The 20870-nt window shown below is 63.7% G+C and carries 5 protein-coding genes, 1 tRNA gene and 1 pseudogene; 1 reads left to right on the top strand and 6 read right to left on the bottom strand.

Features of this window, described 5'->3' with window-relative positions:
• Positions 1 to 570: 570 nt before the first annotated feature.
• From pyk to gltB, 4 genes are all read right to left on the bottom strand, one after another.
• Positions 571 to 1980: a pyruvate kinase gene (pyk, locus tag VSP_RS28590; protein WP_009965043.1), complete on the bottom strand. Its 1410-nt coding sequence runs from the start codon at positions 1978 to 1980 to the stop codon at positions 571 to 573.
• Positions 1981 to 2025: 45 nt separating this feature from the next.
• The gene (gene glgX, locus VSP_RS28585; protein WP_009965042.1) at positions 2026 to 4236 is read right to left on the bottom strand and encodes a glycogen debranching protein GlgX; all 2211 of its coding nucleotides are present in this window, start codon (positions 4234 to 4236) and stop codon (positions 2026 to 2028) included.
• Positions 4237 to 4254: 18 nt separating this feature from the next.
• Positions 4255 to 9717 carry a tetratricopeptide repeat protein gene (locus VSP_RS28580; protein ID WP_009965041.1) on the bottom strand — a complete coding sequence of 1821 codons (5463 nt, stop codon included), beginning with the start codon at positions 9715 to 9717 and terminating at the stop codon, positions 4255 to 4257.
• 134 nt (positions 9718 to 9851) lie between these two features.
• Positions 9852 to 14420: a glutamate synthase large subunit gene (gltB, locus tag VSP_RS28575; protein WP_009965039.1), complete on the bottom strand. Its 4569-nt coding sequence runs from the start codon at positions 14418 to 14420 to the stop codon at positions 9852 to 9854.
• 364 nt (positions 14421 to 14784) lie between these two features.
• Here gltB and VSP_RS28570 point away from each other — a divergent pair.
• Positions 14785 to 14870 (top strand) — tRNA-Tyr (locus VSP_RS28570).
• Positions 14871 to 15923: 1053 nt separating this feature from the next.
• Here VSP_RS28570 and VSP_RS43875 read toward each other — a convergent pair.
• Together VSP_RS43875 and VSP_RS43870 are read right to left on the bottom strand one after the other, a co-directional pair.
• Complete coding sequence (locus VSP_RS43875; protein WP_425509800.1) at positions 15924 to 18374, bottom strand: vitamin B12 dependent-methionine synthase activation domain-containing protein; 2451 nt, start codon at positions 18372 to 18374, stop codon at positions 15924 to 15926.
• Positions 18372 to 20738, bottom strand: a pseudogene (locus tag VSP_RS43870) (homocysteine S-methyltransferase family protein); the annotation flags it as partial. The gene VSP_RS43875 and the pseudogene VSP_RS43870, both read right to left, overlap by 3 nt.
• Positions 20739 to 20870 lie beyond the last annotated feature (132 nt).

Raw genomic sequence — 20870 nt, 5'->3', positions numbered from 1 at the left:
GGTGCCGGCAAGGTGGAAGAGCCGTCCCGGCTCTTGGGGCGCTGGGGGGGGGCAAGAACCGGGAAGGTTCTTCTGTAGTTGGGGGGGCAAGGGGTTCGGGTTGTCAGCGGGTGGCGCTCCTGAATGATGCCGGGCTTTCAGCCCTCAATGATTTTGTTATTGCATGCAACCTGGGGCGTTGCCCCAGGCTGGTATGAAGCCGGACCGTTGGTCCTCAAGGCACCGGCAGAGTGCGGAAGAGCCGTCCCGGCTCTTGGGGCGCTGGGTGGTGGGGGACAAGAACCGGGAAGGTTCTTCTGCGGTGAGAGGGTGCAGAGCAAGGGCGCAGGATGCGTGGACGATGGTCGCTATGGGCCTACCGCTCCGCTGTTGGAATCAGTTGAGGAGCATGCCCTCGAAGGCTTGTGGCGTGAGCCGCGTAAACGCGGAACTCCAACCCTGTTTGCGGGCATACAAAGAATAAGAGGAGGTGCTGAGCACTGGAGGGATTTCCTCCAGCTCAGTCCCCTCATCCCTCTGTGTTGCCTGTGCCTCTGTGGTTAAACCGCACTTCCATCCCGCTCACGTATCTTACGCCTGCCTCAGCAGAATCGAATCCACAATGAGTTCATCATGCAGCACGTCGCTGAGGATGACGATGGGATCGCCAGCGAGGACAAGGCTGCGTTCACGGAGGATCTTGATGGCTGACTCGATGGTGGTGCTGGGGTTCTTGCTGTTGAACTCCATCACGAACGGGAACACGCCGCGGGCGGACATGAGCGTGCGGCTGATCCAGAGGTTCGGGGTGAAGGCGAAGATGGGCGCGAATTCGGGGCGCTGGTGGGCGCAGAGGTGGGCGGTGGTGCCGCCTTTGGTGAAGACCAGCAACTTGGAGTTGGGGATGCTGTTGGCCAGGCCGATGGCGGATTTCACCGCGCGATGTTTGTTGGTCTTGATGGGGGCGTCGGAGGCGAAGCGGCCGGAGGGGTAGCGCTTCTCTGTGCGGCTGATGACGCGATGAAGCACGTCCACGCAGCGATCAGGGTACTTGCCCACGCTGGTTTCACCGCTGAGCATCACGCAGTCCACCTGCTCGGTCACGGCGTTGAAGATGTCGGTCACCTCTGCGCGTGTAGGCACAGGGTTTTCGATCATGCTCTCCAGCATCTGGGTGGCTACGATGACCTTGCGACCATGGTAGGAGCAGCGCTCGATGATGTCACGCTGGATGATGGGAAGGTCCTCCACGGGGCACTCGCTGCCGAGGTCGCCGCGGGCCACCATGATGCCCTTGGAGGCGAGCACGAGGGCGTCGAGATTGTTGAGGGCCTGCTGGTTTTCGATTTTTGCGATGACCCGGGCGTGGGAGTTCTTCTGCTCCAGCAGCAGTTCCAGGTGCTGGATGTGCGCGGGTTCACGGGCAAAGCTGAGGGCGAAGTAGTCCACACCCAGTTCGACGCCCAGATCCAGGTCCAGGTAGTCCTTCTTGGTCAGGGGCGGGAGGTTCACATCCACCCCAGGCAGGTTAATGTGGCGGCGGGACTTCATCTCCCCGCCGGTGAGGACCTCGGCCTGGATCCGCTTGCCGATGGCGGAGACGGTGCGCATCTGGATCATGCCGCCATCAATGGCAATGGCGTCTCCCGGCTTGAGGTCACGGGTGAGGCCGGGGTAGTTGACCGTGGTGGAGTAGGTGCCGATGGGGGCGAGGGTTTCGTCCGTGCGGAATTCCACCGTGTCGCCCTTTTTTAGCTGCCACGGGGCCTCCACATCGCCGGTGCGGATGGAGGGTCCGGTGAGGTCCATGAGCACGGCCACGTCCGAGTTGAGCTGTTTGGCAGCGTCCCGGATGCTGTTGTACACGTTGCGCGTCCACTCGTGGGAGGCATGGCTCATGTTGAGCCGGAAAATGTTGGCCCCCGTGCGGATCAGGGCCTCGATCTTTTCAACGCTTTCCGTGGCCGGACCTAGGGTGACGAGGATCTTCGTTTTTCGCATTGCAAATCTTTCTGGTGCTGGCACTCCGGCGGGCGGGCGGTGCCATTAGGTCAATTTCAGCACAAGACATGCCACGGACCGACTGGCTGAGGCAAAGGATTCTTCATATGTCTTGGACGTGTCAGATTCCCGGGGAAAACAGGGCTCCCGGGAGGTGTCGAAGACCAGGGTCCAAGCACCTTCCGGCATGGGGAAGTCAATGTCCTCTGGCGAGCTGTTGAACAACAGCAAGATGGGGGCGGCTTTGTCACGCTTGGTACCTTGCGAACTGTCCAGCACGGCGGCGATGAAGCGGGTCTCTGCCGCGTGCCATACCTCGCGGCTCATGGTCAGGCCCTCTCGGCAGAGCCAGGCGATGTCTGGCCGGCCGGTGTAGGGATTGACGCGGCCGTCAAAGAATTTGGCGCGGCGAAGCACGGGGTGCAGCTGGCGGAAGCGGGCGAGCTGTTTCACAAACTCCAGCATGCGGGTGGACTCCCGGTTGGTCGCCCAGTCCATCCAGCTGATGGGGTTGTCCTGGCAGTAGCCGTTGTTGTTGCCCCGCTGGGTGCGCCAGCGCTCGTCCCCCATGGTGAGGAAGGGAACGCCCTGGGAGAGAAAGAGCGTGGCCAGGCAGGAGCGGGCAAGCCGCCGCCGCAGACTCAGGGTGATCGCATCGCGGGTGTCGCCCTCGATGCCGCAGTTCCAGCCATTGTTGTGGCTGTCGCCGTCCCGGTTCTCCTCGCCGTTGGCCTCGTTGTGCTTGTTGTTGTAGCTCCAGAGGTCCCGCAGTGTGAAGCCATCGTGCGAGGTGAGAAAGTTCACGCTGGCCGAGGGCGGGCGACCACCGGGGCCGTAGATGTCCTGGCTGCCGCAGAGGCGTTTGGCAAAGTCTGCCATGCGTCCCTCGTCCCCTTTCCAGAAGCAGCGGACGTTGTCGCGGAAGCGGCCGTTGAGCTCATGCCAGGGTTTCGGGAAACCACCCACCTGATAGCCGTTGGGGCCGAGGTCCCAGGGTTCCGCGATCATCTTCACGCGGCGCAGCACGGGATCCTGGGCCAGGCCCTGGAAGAAGGAGCAACCGATATCAAAGATCTCGCCACGGCGTCCCATGGTGGCCCCCAGGTCGAAGCGGAAGCCGTCCACGTGCATTTCCTGCACCCAGTAGCGGAGGCTGTCCATGACGAGGCGCAGGGCGGCCGGGCTGGCGACGTTCAGCGTGTTCCCGCAGCCGGTGTAGTTGACCACCTTGTTTTCGTTGTTGAGCAGGTAGTAGCTGGCATTGTCCAGTCCGCGAAGGAAAAGCATGGGTCCGTTCTCGTCCCCCTCAGCCGTGTGGTTGTACACCACGTCCAGGATGACCTCGATCCCTGCCTTGTGCAGATCCCGAACCATCGTCTTGAACTCCGCCACCTGGGCCTGTGGATCGCGGGTGGCGGCGTATTCACTGTGCGGGGCAAAGAAGCCGATGGTGTTGTAGCCCCAGTAGTTCGTCAGGTCTTTGGCAAGGAGAAAGCCATCGTCAAGGTGCTGGTGCACGGGCAGCAGCTGGACGGAGGTGACGCCGATGGACTTGAGGTAGGTGATGATGGCTGGATCTGCCAGCCCGGCGTAGGTGCCCCGCTTGTCTGGTGGCACGTCCGGGTGCTGCATGGTCATCCCTTTGACGTGCAGCTCATAGATCACGGTGTCCTGCCAGGGGACGGCGGGCAGGGCATCTCCCTCCCAGTCGAATTCATCTGAGATCACGACGGATTTCAGCGCGCCCGGCCCGCTGTCATGAAAATCGCGGACGGATTTCTCGGTGACATTGTGGTAGGTCTCCTGCCAGATGGGCTCTCCCAGGAGCGCCTTGGCGTAGGGGTCCAGCAGGAGCTTGTGGGGGTTGAACCACTTGCCCTGGGTTGGCGACCAGGGGCCGCGGGCGCGGTAGCCGTAGATGGCTCCAGCGGTGAGCCCGGGCACGAAGGCGTGCCAGACATCATCATCGTCTCGCGTCATGCGCACCCGGCCCGTCTCCTCTGAGGGCTCCGCCGGGTCGAACAAGCAGAGGTCCACCCCATCTGCCGCCCGGGAGTAGATGCTGAAATGGACACCGCCCTCGACGATCGTGGCACCCAGGTGGTCCGGTGTTTGGCGGGAGACGGCCATCTGACGCGCCGCGACCAGAGCGTCATCCCCCAGACACAGTGTTGATAGCTTGGAAAACAGTCCTCTCATACCCAGTTCATCCTCTGTGAATGGCACCACTTTGCCTGCTAGCAGGAAACTGGCCACTGACAAAAAGGTTGGATTTCAATTCTCCAGCAGGGATGGCGGAGTCACGGTGGGGGGAGGCGGGAGGGCTCCGCTTTGACCACTGGGTTTTTGATCCAGCCAGCGTTCGAAGTCCGCCTGGGATGGAGAGACCTGCACCGGTTTCCCCGGTAGAGGGGCGGGTGGGGTGGTGTCCCTGCCATTCAGCCCTGGCGGAATCACCGGCAGGACCTGAGGAAGAGGCGAAGGCGTGAGAAGCCTGTCCTGGAGTTTCTGGTGCTCCACCGCCTGACGGAGTTCACGGAGCCTCCGTGCGCTGCGATCTTGTTCTTCCGGGGAGGGCATCGGGGCGTAGCTTGACCCGGTGCGGACCGGTTCACAGTGCCGCAGCACCTGGAACAGCAGCACCACAATCGCGATAATGGGAAAGGGGCCGATGCTGGCCAAGGAGCTGCCCGTGTTTTCCGTCTGTCGCTTGGGCTTGGGTGATTTCCTCTGCCACGACCAGAGCCCGACCCCAGCGTGGCCGGCCATGGCTTCAACGGCCTGGGTGTACTGTCCTGACAGGATGGGAGTAGGTGCAGGGAGGGACTTGGCCAGGCCGCGGAGCCGGTTGATCTGCACCTTGTAGGCCGCCTTGGCTTCGGGGCGGGGCAGTGGCAGCACCTTGGTCAGGGCATCCCCCAGGGTGTGCAGCAGACGCCACTGGGGCGGCACGTCCCCGGGGGGGACCAGTTTGAGCAGGGACTGGGCCTGTTCATGATCGCCAGCCAGAGCGGTGCCAAAGCCTGCCTGACTCACGTGGAGGGGCCAGGTGTCGTCCCGCACTCCCAGCCTCACGGCGGCGAGGCTGACTTCCGTGGCCTCCGGGCCGCGGTTCAACTGGTTCAGGGCGATCTCGTAGATGGCCAGCATCCAGCCACGGATGTCGGGGCGGGTCTCGGCCCCCTTCATCCAGTTCACGGCTTCCAGCTCGAGGTTGGAGGTGGCCAGGGCACGGCCGGCCGCGGCCCACAGCTCAGTATTGGGATGGATGAAATCACGATGCTCTCGTAGGAGCTCGGGCAGGAAGGCGCCCGCCTTTGACGTATCTGCCGCCAGATCAATGAGCTGATGAATGGCGGGCACGGCGCGCTGCTGCATGCGTGGGATCCACTTGTCGAAATGCCGCCAGCACTGCCACTTGCCCTGCCGGGCCTGCTCGCGGATCCAGAGCAGGGCGAAGGCGGGCCCAATGGTGTCTGCGGCGACAGCGGCATCCATCACCTCCACGAGGACCTTCTTGTACCGGGTATCGTTGAGCACGGTGGTGTCAAAAAGGCCCAGCAGATCGAAGATGTCGTCCTGACACTCCACGAGTTCCTTCAGTCCCGCCCGTGCGCCTTCCAAGTTCCGGCGATGGCAATGGGCCAGTACCGAGTAGGCCTTCCTGACCCAGCCCGTGGGACCGGTGGCCAGCATCAGCATGGAGGCTTTTTCCAGCCCGGCCAGATCTTTGCGCCGCCAGTAGAGATCGAGCAGCTGCCGGGCGGAGAAGTCGTGGGCGGGTTCGAGGTGCAATGCGCGCTCCAGGTGCTGGACGGCGCGGGCCTCATTGCCGCCGGCGCCCAGCTCCACGAGGGCGGCCCGGCTGCACGCATCAGGATCGCGCGGGCTCAGGCGCAGCAGCTCACGTGCGGCCTCGCGCATTGCCAGGGGCTGCTCCACGTGTTCGGCCAGCTCGTAGAGCCGCTCCCAGCCCCAGTGGAAGTCGCGGTGCTTTTTCAGCACCTTGCGCAGGACGATCATGCCCTCCTGGGGCTTGCCCTCGAGGACGAGCAGCCAGGCTTCACGGCCCGCCAGCTGGGCGGGGCGGTCGGTGCCCCAGGGGCCGGACCAGAGAGCCTTGCGTGCTTCCTCGAACTTTCCCTGCTCCGAAAGGAGGATGGCCTTGAAGTCGTAGGCCTCGGCGAGGCGCGGCCGGATGGCGAGGGCATGGTCCACCGCCTGAAGCCGTTCTTCCACGGCCTCAGGTCTGAGGACGCGGGCCAGCATCATCCAGAGGCGGGCCTGGGCGGGGTGCTCGCGGGTGACGGAGCGCGCCAGATCCTCCAGAGACTGCTGGCGGTGCAAGAGGGGGGCCCAGGCGGAGAGGATCCCCCAGGCTCTCTGCAGGCCGGGATCATCCCGCAGGCAGGATTCCACGAGTTCCCAGGGCTCCTGCCGCTCGCCTGCACGCCAGAGAAAGATCGCCAGCAGCATGCGCAGGTTGTTCTCCCGCGGCATGCGTTTCAGCGCGGTGCGCAGGGTGTGGAGGGCGTCCTCTGCCTGGCCCAGATCTTCCTGGAGCTGGGCGAGATCCTGCCAGGCCTGGTCCCAGTCTGGATTGAGCTCGGTGGTGCGGCGGAAGGCCCGCAGGGACTCCTCATTGCGCCCCTGCAACCGCATGATCTGCCCCAGATCACGCCAGGCACCGGGCAGCAGGGGGAAGCGGCGGCTGGCCTCCTCCGCGAGCCGGGCGGCTTCTTCCAGCTCGCCTGCGTCCTGCGTTTGGGAGATCAGCACGGACCACGCCTCCCAAAGGTCGGGGCGGGCCTGCCACACCTCCCGCAGGTGGGCCATGAGTTCGCGGGGCTCGATCAGGCCATAGGCAAGGACCCGGTAAACGTGAAGGGTCTCACCGTTGAGCACCTGGACGATCATTTCATGCCGGATGAAATCGAGCGCGCCGTCCCGCTGGGTCGAGCCGTTGGTGCACTCCAGCAGCTGGATGAGCGCGGTGCCGAAATTGATGTCCTCCTGCAAGGCCCTGCGGCAGTGTTCCTCTGCCTCGGCCGTGCGGCTCATGGCCTGGAGGACCATGGCCATGGTTGCCAGGCTCTGGGGGGCACGGGGGGCGAGGTTGATTGCCGCCGTCGCATGGGTCATGGCTTCCTCGAACCCGCCGGTGGCCTGGCAGATGTGGGCGATCTCACGGTGCAGCCAGGCATCGTCCGGGAAGTGGGCCAGCATGGCGAGGGCCGGGGAACGGGCGTCCTCCGGGGCGTGCTCCCTGAGCCAGGTGATGTAAGTCTGGTTGAGCTCATAGTGCTGCGGGAAGCGGGTGCACGCCTCCTGCAGATGTGCGCCTGCGGCTGCGGTTCCTTGGACCAACTCCAGGAGGGCCACCATGGACTGGTGGGCATCCATGGCCAGCGGCTCGGTCTGCAGGATCTCCCGCCAGATCGCAAGCTGGCGCGCATGGTCGCCCTCCCGGCTGGCCAGGGCGGCATCCGCACGCAGCCATTGGCCGTGTGAGCATTTCTGCCGGGCGCGCTGGAGCCGGAGCTGGGCCTCGTACATCTTGCCAAACCGCGCGGCCAGACGTGAGGCGTGCACCAGGAGTTCCCCGTCATCCGGACGGCGGCGCACCGCCTCCTCCACCACCGCCAGGCTCTCCTCAGTAAGGCAGAGGCGCTCCAGACACACGGCCAGCGTCAGGGCTGGGCCGGAAGATTGATCGCCGTAGGCTTGATAACGCTGGCGAAGCCACGCCAGCGCCTCCTCTGAACGGTTGAGGGCCACACAGGCGTTGAACCACTGGACGGACCAGGCTTCCACCTTGTCAGAAAGCGCGGCTGCAAAGCGGAAGAAGTCGAGGGCCTCCTGGCGCCGGGGTTCCCGCCAGTGCCACACTGCCAGGGCAGAGAGCACGGCCGAGTCCACCGGGCTGCAACGATGCGCCCACCAGAGGAGCCGCCGGGTTTCGTGGCGGTGCCGGTAGTCTTCAGACAGCTCCACTGCCAGCTCCCGCAGGAAACTGGGATGGGCTTGCTCCATGGTGATGATCCGGCGCAGCAGGAGCAGCCGCTCCTCAGGGCGGCCGAGCTCCCGCAGGGACTGCACATGCCATTGCAAGAGGCGCATGTCGTCCGGATACTGGGTGAGCATGTCCAGCAGCACCTGGTGGTGCTCCTGGGTGTTGCGATCAAACCCGGCGAGGCTGAGCCTCGCGAACAGGGTGAGCCGATGGAGCGGGCCCAGGGCTGTCATCTGGTCAAGGATGCTGCATGCTTCATCGCGCGAGTGGCGGGCCAGGGCGCGGTTGAAGGCGAAGTTCAGATCGTAGAAATCCGCGTCCGGCAGGGGCAGGGAGTTGACCCAGGCCCTGCGGTCTGCCGGAACGACGGCCATGCCCCGCGGCCCGGTGAGCTTGTAGCGGCCCAGGAACTCCTCCGCCACGACCTCCCGGTAGTGGGGCTCACCGGGATCCTGGATGAGCAGCGTCTTTCTTATTTCATCGTACCCGATGACCGTCTGGAGGTGCGCGGAGCCAACCTCCACCGTGGCGAGCGCAAAGGGCACCCCGGCATTCAGAAGGAGCCGCAGGCTGTCCCAGGTGACGTGAAACTCGCGGGCGGCAAACCCATTTTCCTCGCACCACTGGCGTTCGGAGTAGTCGTAGGTGCCGTCATAGCAGATGGCCTGTGCAATCTGTTCCTGAGTCGCGGGGTGGTGCCAGAATTGAGCGATGAGCGCCAGGGTGGCAGGGCCGCAGGTGCGGTGGCCCTGAAGCACGAAGCTGACCGGCAGGCGCACGCGGGGGCCGGAGGCGGTGGCGGCACGGTAGCGGCTTGCCAGGGCCTCGTAGTATTCGCCTCCCAGTTTCTCCGCCTGCTCTGCGGCGGAGGCCAGATCGCCGCGCATGTAGTAGGCGTCACTGCGGCAGGCGGCCAGCCACTCCTGATGCTGCAGGGACGGTATGGGGGTCCATTGCTCGCACAAATCCAGCAGGTCCAGCATGCCTGCGTCGTCATCGATCTCGCGCTTGAGCACGGCCAGTTGCATCGCCACCGCGCCGCTTTGCAGATGATTCAGGGCCTCCGTCAGGTAGGCAACGGCCTCGCCATGCCGGTTCAGCAGGTGGAGCAGGCGGGCGCGATGTTGAACAGCGGGCCTGAACCACGGCCGGAGCTGGAGCGCTTCGTCGAGCCGGCTAAGTGCTTCTTCACGCTTCTCCTGCGCCTGCAGGAAGCGGGCCTGCTCGGTGGCCAGCCAGGCAGATTCCGGATCCAGCTTCAGCGCGGAGGTGAGCAGGGATTCGGCGACGTTGAAGTCCCGGTACAGCGCGGCCACAGCGGCCCGCAGGGCGATCAGGTCAGCATGAAGCTCCGGGGTGAGATTCTCACAAGATTCCGGTTTCGCGGCAAGGGACCATGCTGACATGGGACCGCGCCGGTGCAATACGTGGTAGCCGTAGTGAAGCCGCGTCTCGGCATCTTGAGGGCGCTCCCGGTGGGCACGGGTCAGTAGAAGGCTGCTGAGGCGGTCGGCCCCCAGATTGTTGCTGAGCCGGGCGGCAATGACCTGCGCCTCGTGGCCCTGCCAGGCTTGCATCGGGCCTGCCCCGGCCACGGCGAGCGCATAGGCATCCATGTAGCGGCCGCTGTCATAAGCGGCTCGAACCTGCTGCACCACTTCACCGGGCACCGATACGCGTCGGTCCGAGGTGAAGCCATCCTTGAGTTTGTAGTTTTTTTCCACGCCGGGGGGTCGGAGTTGGGTTGTTACAACGCACAGCTTTTTGCGGCAGTGTCAATCCTTTGATGGGAAACACAAAAAAGGCGAACTCCTTTGGGAGCCCGCCTTTCAGCGATTGATGGAGGAGAACCGTCTGCTTAGGCAGTGACCAGCGTCGCGGGAGCTTCTTCTTCCGGGGGCAGGGCCACAGGCTCGACTTTCGGCGTCACCTTGACGAAGAGCGGGCGGAAGTGATCCCAGCGGTCAAGGATGTCCTTGGCGCGGGCGCTGTCCGTCTTCTCCAGGTGGTTGTAGATGAGCTGCTGAAGCTGCTTGATGTCTTCGGGCTCGGACACCTGCACACCGCGGATCATCTCCGGGTTGTGCAGCTTGTCGAACATGCCGGCTTCATCGAGCAGGTAGGCCACGCCACCGCTCATGCCTGCGCCGAAGTTCTTGCCGAAGCTTCCCAGCACCGCCACGAGGCCGTTGGTCATGTATTCGCAACCGTGGTCGCCGATGCCTTCCACCACGGCGGTACCGCCGGAGTTACGGACACAGAAGCGTTCCCCGGCGCGGCCGGCGGCATAGAGGCTGCCGCTGGTGGCTCCGTACATGACGGTGTTGCCGAGGATGGAGTTTTCCCAGGACTTGAAGCTTGGGTGAGTCTTGTTCGGGGTGCGGATGACGATCTCGCCACCGCAGAGGCCCTTGCCGACGTAGTCGTTCGCTTCCCCGGTGAGGTTCAGCTTCACGCCGCCGCACAGGAAGGTGCCGAAGCTCTGGCCAGCGCTGCCTTCCAGGTTCACCTGGATCGTGCCGTCAGGCAGACCGTGGTTGCCATGGTGGAAGGCGATCTCGCCGGAGAGACCGGTGCCGATGTTGCGGTTCGTGTTAACGACCTTGTAGGAGAGCGGCTTGATCTTGCGCTTGTCGCTGATCGCCACCTGCGCCGCCTGGAGGATTTTGTCGTCCAGCGGGTGGTTGTTGATGCGCTCGTTGCTGTTCACGCGGCAGATGCGCGGCAGATCTTCATCTGCCTCCTTGCCCACGTCGCGGAGGATGCGGGAAAGATCCAGCAGGTTGGCCTTCTTGTGATCCGGCACATGGCGCTGGCGCAGGAATTCCGGACGACCGATGAGGTCGTTCATCTTCGCGATGCCGAGCTGGGCCATGATCTGGCGCACTTCGTGAGCCACGGAGTTGAAGAAGTTCACCACGTGCTCCGGCTTGCCTTTGAAACGGCTGCGGAACTTGGGATCCGTGGTGGCGACGCCGACCGGGCAGTTGTTCAGGTGGCACTGGCGCACGTACACACAGCCGAGGGCGATGAGGGCGATGGTGCCGAAGTTGAACTCTTCCGCACCGAGGATGGCCGCCATGGCGATGTCACGACCGTTGCGGAGGCCGCCGTCGGTACGCAACGTCACACGGTCACGCAGACCGTTGAGCATGAGCACCTGCTGAGCTTCAGCCAGACCCAGCTCCCAGGGGAGACCAGCGTGCTTGATGCTGCTCAGCGGGGAGGCACCCGTTCCACCGTCGTGGCCGGAGATGAGAATGATGTCCGCGTTGGCCTTGGCCACACCGGCGGCCACAGTGCCCACGCCAGACTCTGCCACCAGCTTCACGCACACACGGGCGCGTGGGTTCACTTCCTTGAGGTCGTGAATGAGCTGGGCAAGGTCTTCAATGGAGTAGATGTCGTGGTGCGGGGGCGGGCTGATGAGGGTCACGCCGGGCTGTGTGTTCCGCAGGCGGGCGATGAGCCGGTTCACCTTCATGGCCGGGAGCTGGCCGCCTTCACCAGGCTTGGCACCCTGCGCCATCTTGATTTCCAGTTCCCAGGCGTTGGCCAGGTACTCTGCGGTCACGCCGAAGCGGCCGGAAGCCACCTGCTTGATCTTGCTCATGGCCCAGTCGCCGTTTTCAAACGGCTTGAACCGGCGCGGGTCTTCGCCGCCTTCACCGGAGTCTGACTTGCCGCCGATGCTGTTCATGGCAATGGCGAGGGCTTCGTGAGCCTCAGGCGAAATCGCACCCAGGGACATGGCGGCGGTGGTGAACCGGACGCGGATGTCTTCGATGGGCTCCACTTCATCCAGCGGGATCGGGCCATCGGAGGACGGCACGAATTCCATCAGGTCTTTGAGCGCCACCGGGGTGTTCTCAAGCTGGGCCTTCACGTAGGACTCATAGTCCTCCGGCTTGCCGGACTTCACAAAGGTGTGGAAGTTCCTGATCACCGGACCGGTGACAGCATGCATCTCCCCTTCACGACGCGGGCGGTAGAAGCCTGGGTCAGCGAGTTCGATCGCGCCTGCTTCCGGCACGGCGGTGCCGTAGCCAGCTGCGTGCCGGGCGAGGCTTTCTTCAGCCACCTCATTGAAGCCGATGCCGGCGATCTGGGATGGGGAGCCGGTGAAGCACTTGTCCATGAGCTCCTTGCCAAGGCCGACGGCCTCGAAGATCTGGGCTCCCGTGTAGCTGCTGAGCACGCTGATGCCCATCTTGGACATGATCTTCAACACGCCCTTCTCCAACCCCTTGCGGTAGTAGGTGAGAGCCTTGGCGAAGTCGAAGCCTTCAAGGATGGGCTTGCGGGCGGTCTTGTCCTTCTCCAGCACTTCCTGGACGGTCTCAAAGGCAAGGTAGGGGCAGACGGCGGAGGCACCGAAGCCAAACAGCAGGGCCATCTGGTGGGTGTCGCGGGCTTCGCCGGAATCCACCACGAGGCTGAGGCGCATGCGCACCTGCTTGCGGTTCAGGTGGTGGTGCACGGCACCGGTGGCCATGAGGGAGGGCACGGGCACGCGGGTGTGGTCCACGGCGCGGTCGCTCAGGATGAGGATGCGGATGTCGTCATTGACGGCCTGTTCGGCCTCGCTGCAGAGACGGTCCACGGCCTTCTTCAGCCCTTCGGGGCCTTCGCTTACCGGGAAGGTGATGTCGAGCACGCGGCAGGGGAAGTCCTTGAGGCCTTTCAGGGTCTCAAGCTCGTTCTCAAAGAGGAACGGCGAGGTCAGGTGCACCACGTGGGCGTGCTCCGGTGTCTCGGCGAGCCAGTTGCGCTGCCAGCCAAGCACAACGTCGAGCGACATCACACCGCGTTCGCGGATGGGGTCGATCGGCGGGTTGGTGACCTGGGCGAAGAGTTGCTTGAAGTAGGTGAAGAGCAGCTTGGGCTGCTTGGAAAGGATCGACAGGGCCGCGTCGTCACCCATGGAGTACACGGCTTCTTCACCACGTGCGAGCATGGGGGCGAAGGCCATTTCGACCTCTTCCTTGTTCCAGCCGAAGGTGACCTGCTTTTGAGACAGGCCGAGGATGTCGAGGTCTTCCTTGGGGGCGTGCGGGGCTTGCGCGGTGAGTTCTACGCGCTGCTCCGTGAGCCACTCGCCATAGGGCTGGCGGGAGACGAGCTGCTGCTTGATCTCCTCGTTGTAGGTCACCACGCCTTTGGAGATGTCCACGCTGATCATCTCACCGGGGGAGAGGCGGCCTTTCTTGATGACCTTGGCGTCATCCAGCGGCACGATGCCGACTTCCGAGCCAAGGGCGAAGACGCCGTCTTCCGTCAGCTTGTAACGGGAGGGGCGCAGACCGTTGCGGTCCAGGGTGGCGGCGATGACGCGGCCATCCGTGTAGATGAGGCCGGCGGGGCCGTCCCAAGGCTCGCTGAAGCAGGAGTGGTACTCGTAGTAGGACTTCTCTTCCTCTGTGGTGGTGGGATCGATGCCGTACGCCGGGGGCACCAGCATGGACATGGACTCCGTCACGCTGCGGCCGGAGAGCACGAGCAGTTCCAGAGCGGCGTCGAGGGACGCTGAGTCACTCTGCTTGGGATCGCACAACCCTTTGAGGAGGTGCTCATCGCCCTCCCACCAGGGGTGCTCAAAGTCGCTGGCGCGGGAGGCCATCCAGTTGCGGTTGCCCCGTACGGTGTTGATCTCACCGTTGTGGGCCAGCATGCGGAAGGGGTGGGACAGTGCCCAAGTCGGGAACGTGTTGGTGGAGAAGCGCTGGTGGAACACCGCCAGGGCTGTCTCGTAGTTCTCGTCCTGCAGGTCGTAGTAGAACTTCTCCAGGGCGGTCGCGACGACCAGAGCCTTGTAGATGACCGTGCGGTGGGACATGGACGGGATATAGAAGTCCGCCAAGCCTTGCTGCTTGCCTTTCAGCTCGATCTCGCGCCGGGCCAGGAAGAGGACGCGCTCGAAAGCGGCGTCGTCCATGTCTTCCGGCCGCCGGACCAGCAGCTGCGTGATGAAGGGCATGGTGCGGCGGGCTTTTTCGCCCAGCTCGCGCTCATTGACGGGCACCTTGCGCCAGCCGATGACGGTGACGTCGCGCTTGTCCACCACGCTCTCAGCCACGAGCTGAATGCGGAGGCGGGCGGTCTCATCCTGGGGAAGGAAGAACATGCCGACGCCGAGGTCGAGCTCATGCTCCAGCTTCACACCGAATTTTTCGACCTCAGGGAGGAGGAGCTTGTGGGGGATCTGGGTGAGGACACCAGCGCCATCACCAGTCTTCATGTCAGCCTCCATGGCCCCGCGGTGCACGACGGCGCAACAACCGCCCAAGGCGTAATCAAGAATTTTGCGACTACGTTTACCATCCACCTGCGCTACAAAGCCCACACCGCAGGCGTCGCGTTCCATATCCATGTTATGGAGCGTGCCTTCATTCGGAATTGGTTCGTCGTAATAGGGATGCTTGGTCATGTGGCCACAAGGGGATGCGAGGTTCGCCCCTTTGCCCGCTCGGGAAAAGGGGGGAGCCAAACTAGTCAAGAACAGGCAAGTTAGCAAGCAGGGAGTGTGCCGAGGGCGGCTCACTGCATAAAACCCACGCCCTGTTTGCCCAAAGAAACGCGCCTGGGCAGGGGCAAGATGCGCCGGTGTTTGGCCCGGTCATCCAGTGAGTTCTGACGATTTCGGCATCTGGATGAGCGCCAGCCCTTTAAAGCGCGTGCGACAAATGGCGTGGCTTCAAAAAACTTGCGGAAACCATTCAAAATCCGCTTGCATGTTTTGCCGTCACGAGCAATTTAAGGGCTCGCTTCTAGCGTGTCTCACGCAGAACGACGGGTAGGTGCCGGAGCGGTCAAACGGGGTGGACTGTAAATCCACTGGCTTACGCCTACGATGGTTCGAACCCATCCCTGCCCACCATTTACTCAGGAGAGGAATGGAGAATGAAATTGGCGCTGGATGGGATGGATGCGTCTGGCGGATGTGGGTTCATGAACCTGGTGGGGAACGTGCGGACGCGCTGGGTGGTTGTGTCCTGACCGCTCTTAAGCGGTGAAGCTGGGTTTGCGTTCTGAGTTGGAGGTAATTGCCGATAACGAGGACGGCACGATGATCGCTCCCTGTCCTCCCCGCTTCCAGGCCGACTGAGGACAGCGGGACTTCTGCTGACTGAGGTCGGTGCTCCAACACTAAGGTCGCTTGTGATACAGGGAGCGCTGGGCGGTTGTGTCCTGACCGCATAGATGCCAATGCCATCAGGGAAAGCTGGCGAGGTCATTGATCTCCCTTTGGCAAATTAAGCTGGAGCAAGTGTCGAGGTGAGGTGGCCGCAGAGTAAAGGAGGCGGGGTCTCCGGCCCCGCGGTCTGTGGGATGGGCGGAGCGGTGAGGGGAGCGAGTTGCTCCTGAGGTGGCAACCGGAGCGGTCGCCCTACAGCCCGGGAGGGCTGGGGGTGGGGGAGGCGGGTTCGAGGAGTCAGGGGTAGTGCCTACTGACCGCGTAAACGCGGAACTCCAACGCTGCCGACGGGTGTTATTTTGTGGTTTGAGCGTCGGTGATCGATGCGCGCACGCAAGGTGCGGGGCTGGGAACCCCCGCCTCCTGTGCCGGCGAACAAGCGTCGAGGTGAGGTGGCTGCAGAGTAAAGGAGGCGGGGTCTCCGGCCCCGCGGTCTGTGGGGTGGGCGGAGCGGGAAGGGGAGCGAGTTGCTCCTGAGGTGGCAACCGGAGCGGTCGCCCTACAGCCCGGGAGGGTTGGGGGTGGGGGAGGCGGGTTCGAGGAGTCAGGGGTAGTGCCTACTGACCGCGTAAACGCGGAACTCCAACGCTGCCGACGGGTGTTATTTTGTGGTTTGAGCGTCGGTGATCGATGCGCGCACGCAAGGTGCGGGGCTGGGAACCCCCGCCTCCTTTATGCGGTTTCACATCACTCCATTACTCCCCCGCTCCAACACTCCCCCGAACCTCCCCCCCCTCAATACGCCAGCCAAGGGCCGAGCCATTTCTCCATGTGCTCCACGGTCTCGCCTTTGCGGGCGGCGTAGTCTTCGATCTGGTCTTTGTTGATCTTGCCGACGGCGAAGTACCGGGCATCTGGGTGACCGAAGTAGAGACCACTCACGGCGGCGCCGGGGTGCATGGCGTTGCTTTCCGTGAGGAAGACGCCGGTGCGCTCGGTGGCGTTGAGCAGGTCGAAGAGGATGGGCTTCTCCGTATGGTCCGGCTGGGCGGGGTAGCCGGGGGCGGGGCGGATGCCGCGGTAGCGCTCGCGGATGAGGTCGTCGTTGCTGAGTTCCTCGGGCTTCTCATAGCCCCAGGCGAGACGGGCCTGCTTGTGCATGTACTCGGCCGTGGCCTCGGCGAGCCGGTCGGCGATGGCCTTGGCCATGATGCCGTTGTAGTCGTCCAGGGCGATCTTGAACTTCTCCGCCCATTCGTCGGCTCCGTGGATGCCCACGCAGAAGCCGCCGATGTAGTCGGCGCGACCGCTGTCCTTGGGCGCGACGAAGTCGGCCAGGGCGTAGTTGGGTTTGTCCTTCTTGGGCATCTGCTGGCGCAGGGTGTGGAAGACGCAGCGCACCTCCGTGCGGGTTTCGTCTGTGTACACCTCGATGTCATCGCCAATGCGGTTGGCGGGGAAGAAGCCGAAGCAGGCGCGGATGGTGTAGAGGTTCTCCGCGATGACCTGATCGAGGATGGCGCGGGCGTCTTTGTAGAGTTTGGCGGCCTCGGGCTCGACCTGGTCCTGGAACTCGGGCAGGGCGCTCTTGAAGCGTTGTTCTTCCTCGTTCCAGCGGCCGCGGAGTTCCCAGGTGTGGAAAAAGGGGGACCAGTCGATGAACGGCACGACCTCGCTGATGGGCAGCGGATCAAACACGCGCACGCCGGTGAACTCGGGCACGGCAATCTCCTGAGTGCTCCAGTCGAACTGGGACCCCTTGGCCTGGGCCTCGGCCAGGGGCAGGAGCTTGCTGGCATCATCGCGCTGCGCGTACTGCTCGCGCAGCTTCGCGTGACGCTCTTCGTTTTGCACCTTGAACCCGGCTTTCTGCTCCTCGCTGAGCAGGGAGGTCATGACGGGCACGGAGCGGGAGGCGTCCAGCACGTGGACGATGGGCTCCTTGTAGTGCGGGGCGATCTTGATGGCGGTGTGGGCGGCGCTGGTGGTGGCCCCGCCGATGAGCAGGGGCACGGTAAAGCCGTTGCGCTCCATCTCCTTGGCCACATGCACCATCTCATCCAGTGAGGGGGTGATGAGGCCGCTGAGGCCGATGACGTTGGCCTTTTCCGCCTTGGCCACCTCCAGGATCTTGTCGCAGGAGACCATCACGCCCAGGTCGATGACGCGGAAGCCGTTGCAGGCCATGACCACGCCGACGATGTTCTTGCCGATGTCGTGCACGTCCCCTTTGACTGTGGCGAGCACGATCACGCCCGCCCCCGATTGGGCTAGTTCTGCCGGCAGGAGATCGGTAAAGGTCAGGCTTTCGTGGCCTTTTTCCGTTGGCGCTCCGCCTGGGCCTCCTCCAGGTCCTTCAATGTCGCCTGCTCGATCTTGCGGAATCGTTCCGCTGCCCGCTCTGCCTTGGAGGAAGAGGTTGAGGAGACTGTCGGAGTAGAGGGAGTCTGAGCGGTTTTCAGTAAAGTGCTCATGGAGGGTAGTTTCGCCGGACTTGAGAAGATCATCAATCGATTTGTGAAAACGGTCCATCAGCCAGTCGGGACTGCGAACCACGGGAGAGTCATTGTGGGTGTTTTCCACCACGAACAATCGGAAGGTTTCCGTGTCCTTGAGGTCAGCCCAGAGCGCAAGCGAGGTTCGGGCGGCTTGGAAATGTCCGCCAGCAGCTCGATGGAGCGGCACCACACGTCCGCCTTCTTGTGCGGCACGCTGGGCCATGTTTCTGACCGCCTGCTCCCAAGGGCAGTGGACAAAGCGCACTTCAACAAACATGTCAGCCTGGAGGGCGGCCATGATGTGGGCCCGGCTGCGCACAGGGTTTTGCAGCGTGCCGTCCATGATCAGTTCGGCCTCGGCCATGGACAGTCTGCCCGTGGCTGTCGTCTTGCCGCTGCCCTGTCCGCCGGCATTGAAAACAACGAGGCTCTCGGGTGGCAATTCCCGTAGTTTCTTTGCAAACAGCCAGTCAATGAACGCCCCCGCGGGATTCAGCGTGGCCACGCTCCAGCGTTGCCGGGACTCCCGGCTGGCGGCGTACTCGTTGCACAGCTCCTGGGCATCGTTGCGATCCAGCACGTGGCCGAACTGGGCCTCATAGCGGTCGGCGGTCGCTTCAAGATTGCTTGCCAGTTCGGCTGCAAACTTCACTTCCAGACGGCGCTCTTCCAACGTGAGACCGGGATAGGGGGTGTAAGTGAAACCTTCGGACAGGGTGACTTCTCTGACCTGGGAATCAGGTGCCAGGATGGCGGCAGTCTGCGTGGCGACTTCCTGGCCGACCACAACCAGGCGCGCCCGCGCCTCTTTCTCCGCCTCCATGAAGGGTTCGAGGTAAGCCACGGACTTCTTCATGACGCGGGCGCTCTTCACCACCTGGGGGAGGAACATCTTGCCCGCGCCGAAGAGGTCGCCCACCACGCTCATGCCGTCCATGAGGGGGCCTTCGATGACCTTGAGGGGCACCTTCAGTTCATCCAGCGCCTCCTGCGTGTCCTGGTCGATGAAGTCGGTGATGCCGCGCAGCAGGGCGTGCTCCAGCCGCTTGCCCACGGACTGCTCTCGCCAGGCGAGATCCACCTCCTGCTTCTTCGCGCCGGTCTGGCCTTTGAACTGCTCGGCATAGTCCACCAGGATCTCGGTGGCGTCCGGGCGGCGGTTGAGGAGCACGTCCTCCACCTTCACGAGCATTTCCTGCGGGATGTCCTCGTACACCTCCAGCATCCCGGCGTTCACAATGCCCATGTCCATCCCCGCCTTGATGGCGTGGTAGAGGAAGGCGCTGTGCATGGCCTCGCGCACCTTGTTGTTGCCGCGGAAGCTGAAGCTGATGTTGCTGACGCCGCCGCTGACCTTGGCCCCGGGGAGGTTCTGCTTGATCCAGCGGGTGGCTTCGATGAAGTCCACCGCGTAGTTGTTGTGCTCCTCCATCCCCGTGGCGACGGTGAGGATGTTGGGATCGAAGATGATGTCCTCGGGATTGAAGTCCACCTCGTCCACGAGGATGCGGTAGGCGCGCTCGCAGATGCGGATCTTCTCCTCATAGGTGGCGGCCTGGCCGTTCTCATCGAAGGCCATGACCACCGTGGCAGCGCCGTAGCGCTTGATGGTGCGGGCGCGTTCTTTGAAAAGTTCCTCGCCCTCCTTGAGTGAGATGGAGTTCACGATGCCCTTGCCCTGGAGACACTTCAGGCCGGCCTCGATGACCTCCCACTTGGAGGAGTCCACCATGAAGGGTACCTTGGCGATCTCCGGCTCGGCGGTGACGAGGCGCAGGAACTTGTCCATCATGACGACGCCGTCGATGAGGCCTTCGTCCATGCAGATGTCGATGACGTTCGCGCCGTTCTCCACCTGCTGGCGGGCGATGCCGACGGCCTCCTCCAGCTTGTTCTCCTTGATGAGCTTGGCGAACTTGGGCGATCCGGCGACGTTTGTGCGCTCGCCGATCATGAGGTAGTTGGAGTCCCTCTCCCGGGTGAAGGGCTCGGTGCCGCTGAGGCGCAGCAGGGGCTCGATCACGGGGATCTCGCGAGGGGCGAACTGCTCCGCGGCCTTGGCAATGGCGGCGATGTGGTCGGGTGTGTTCCCGCAGCAGCCGCCGACGAAGTTCACCAGCCCAGCACCGGCGAAGTCCGTGATGTACTCGCCCATGTGCTTCGGTTCGAGATCGAAGCCCGTGGGGGTGAGGGGGTTGGGCATCCCGGCGTTCGGGTAGGCGGAGACAAAGGCGTCCGCCTTGGCGGAGAGTTCCGAGAGGAACGGGCGCATCTTGTCCGGGCCCAGGGAGCAGTTCAGGCCGATGGCGAGCGGATTGGCGCTGCGCACGGCATTCCAGAGGGCCTCGGCCTTCTGGGCGGAGATCATGGTTTCCCCACCCAGACCGACGGCGGCGGAAACCATGAGGGGCAGTTCCAGGCCGTCCTCCTTGAAGACCTCCTGGAGGGCCACGATGGCCGCCTTGGCGTTCAGGGAGTCGAAGATGGTCTCGACGAGGAGGATGTCGCACCCGCCGGCGATGAGGGCGCGGGCCTGGCGGCGGTAGTCCTCCACCACCTGGTCAAAAGTGACGACGCGGAATCCGGCGTCGTCCGCGTCTGGCGAGACGGAGAGAGAGACGGTGAGCGGCCCGATAGCCCCGGCCACGTAGCGCTTGCGGCCCGTGTCGCTGCCGATGTTGTCTGCCCACTTGCGGCAGAGCTGGGCGGATTCGTAGTTGATGTCCCAGGCGAGGTCGCGCAGGAACTTGTCGTCCATGACCTCCTGGTAGAAGGCGGGGTCCTTGCGGCCCTTGCCGGATTCGCGCGGGTCTTCTTTGAAGAACTCGCTCTGGGCGATGGAAGAGCCGGAGAAGGTGTTGGTCTCGATGATGTCCGCGCCGGCCACGAGGAAGCGGCGGTGGATGTCGCCGATGACGTCCGGGCGGGTCAGGGAGAGGATGTCGCCGTTGTTCTTGAGGTCCTTTGGCGCATCGGCAAAGCGTTTGCCCCGGGTGTCTTCCTCACTGAGACCGTAGCCGCGGATGGTGGTGCCCATGGCACCGTCAATGACCAGGATCCGCTTGCGGAGAAGCGCTTCCAGTTCAGGGCGGGCATTGGGTTGGGCAGGCATGGGACATGTTAGCGGGTTGGGCGCGAGGTTTCAAGCTCGCATGAACGCATGATGATATGAGGATACGAACTTGGGTGGTTTGGCGGAGGGATTGTTGCGGAATCCGGCTTGCATCCCCGCCGCGTAAGCTAT

Origin of the sequence: Verrucomicrobium spinosum DSM 4136 = JCM 18804, from assembly GCF_000172155.1 — a bacterium.
Lineage (GTDB): Bacteria > Verrucomicrobiota > Verrucomicrobiia > Verrucomicrobiales > Verrucomicrobiaceae > Verrucomicrobium > Verrucomicrobium spinosum.
Note: the sequence above shows the minus strand (reverse complement) of the source record. Positions and strands in the feature narration are given on the sequence as shown.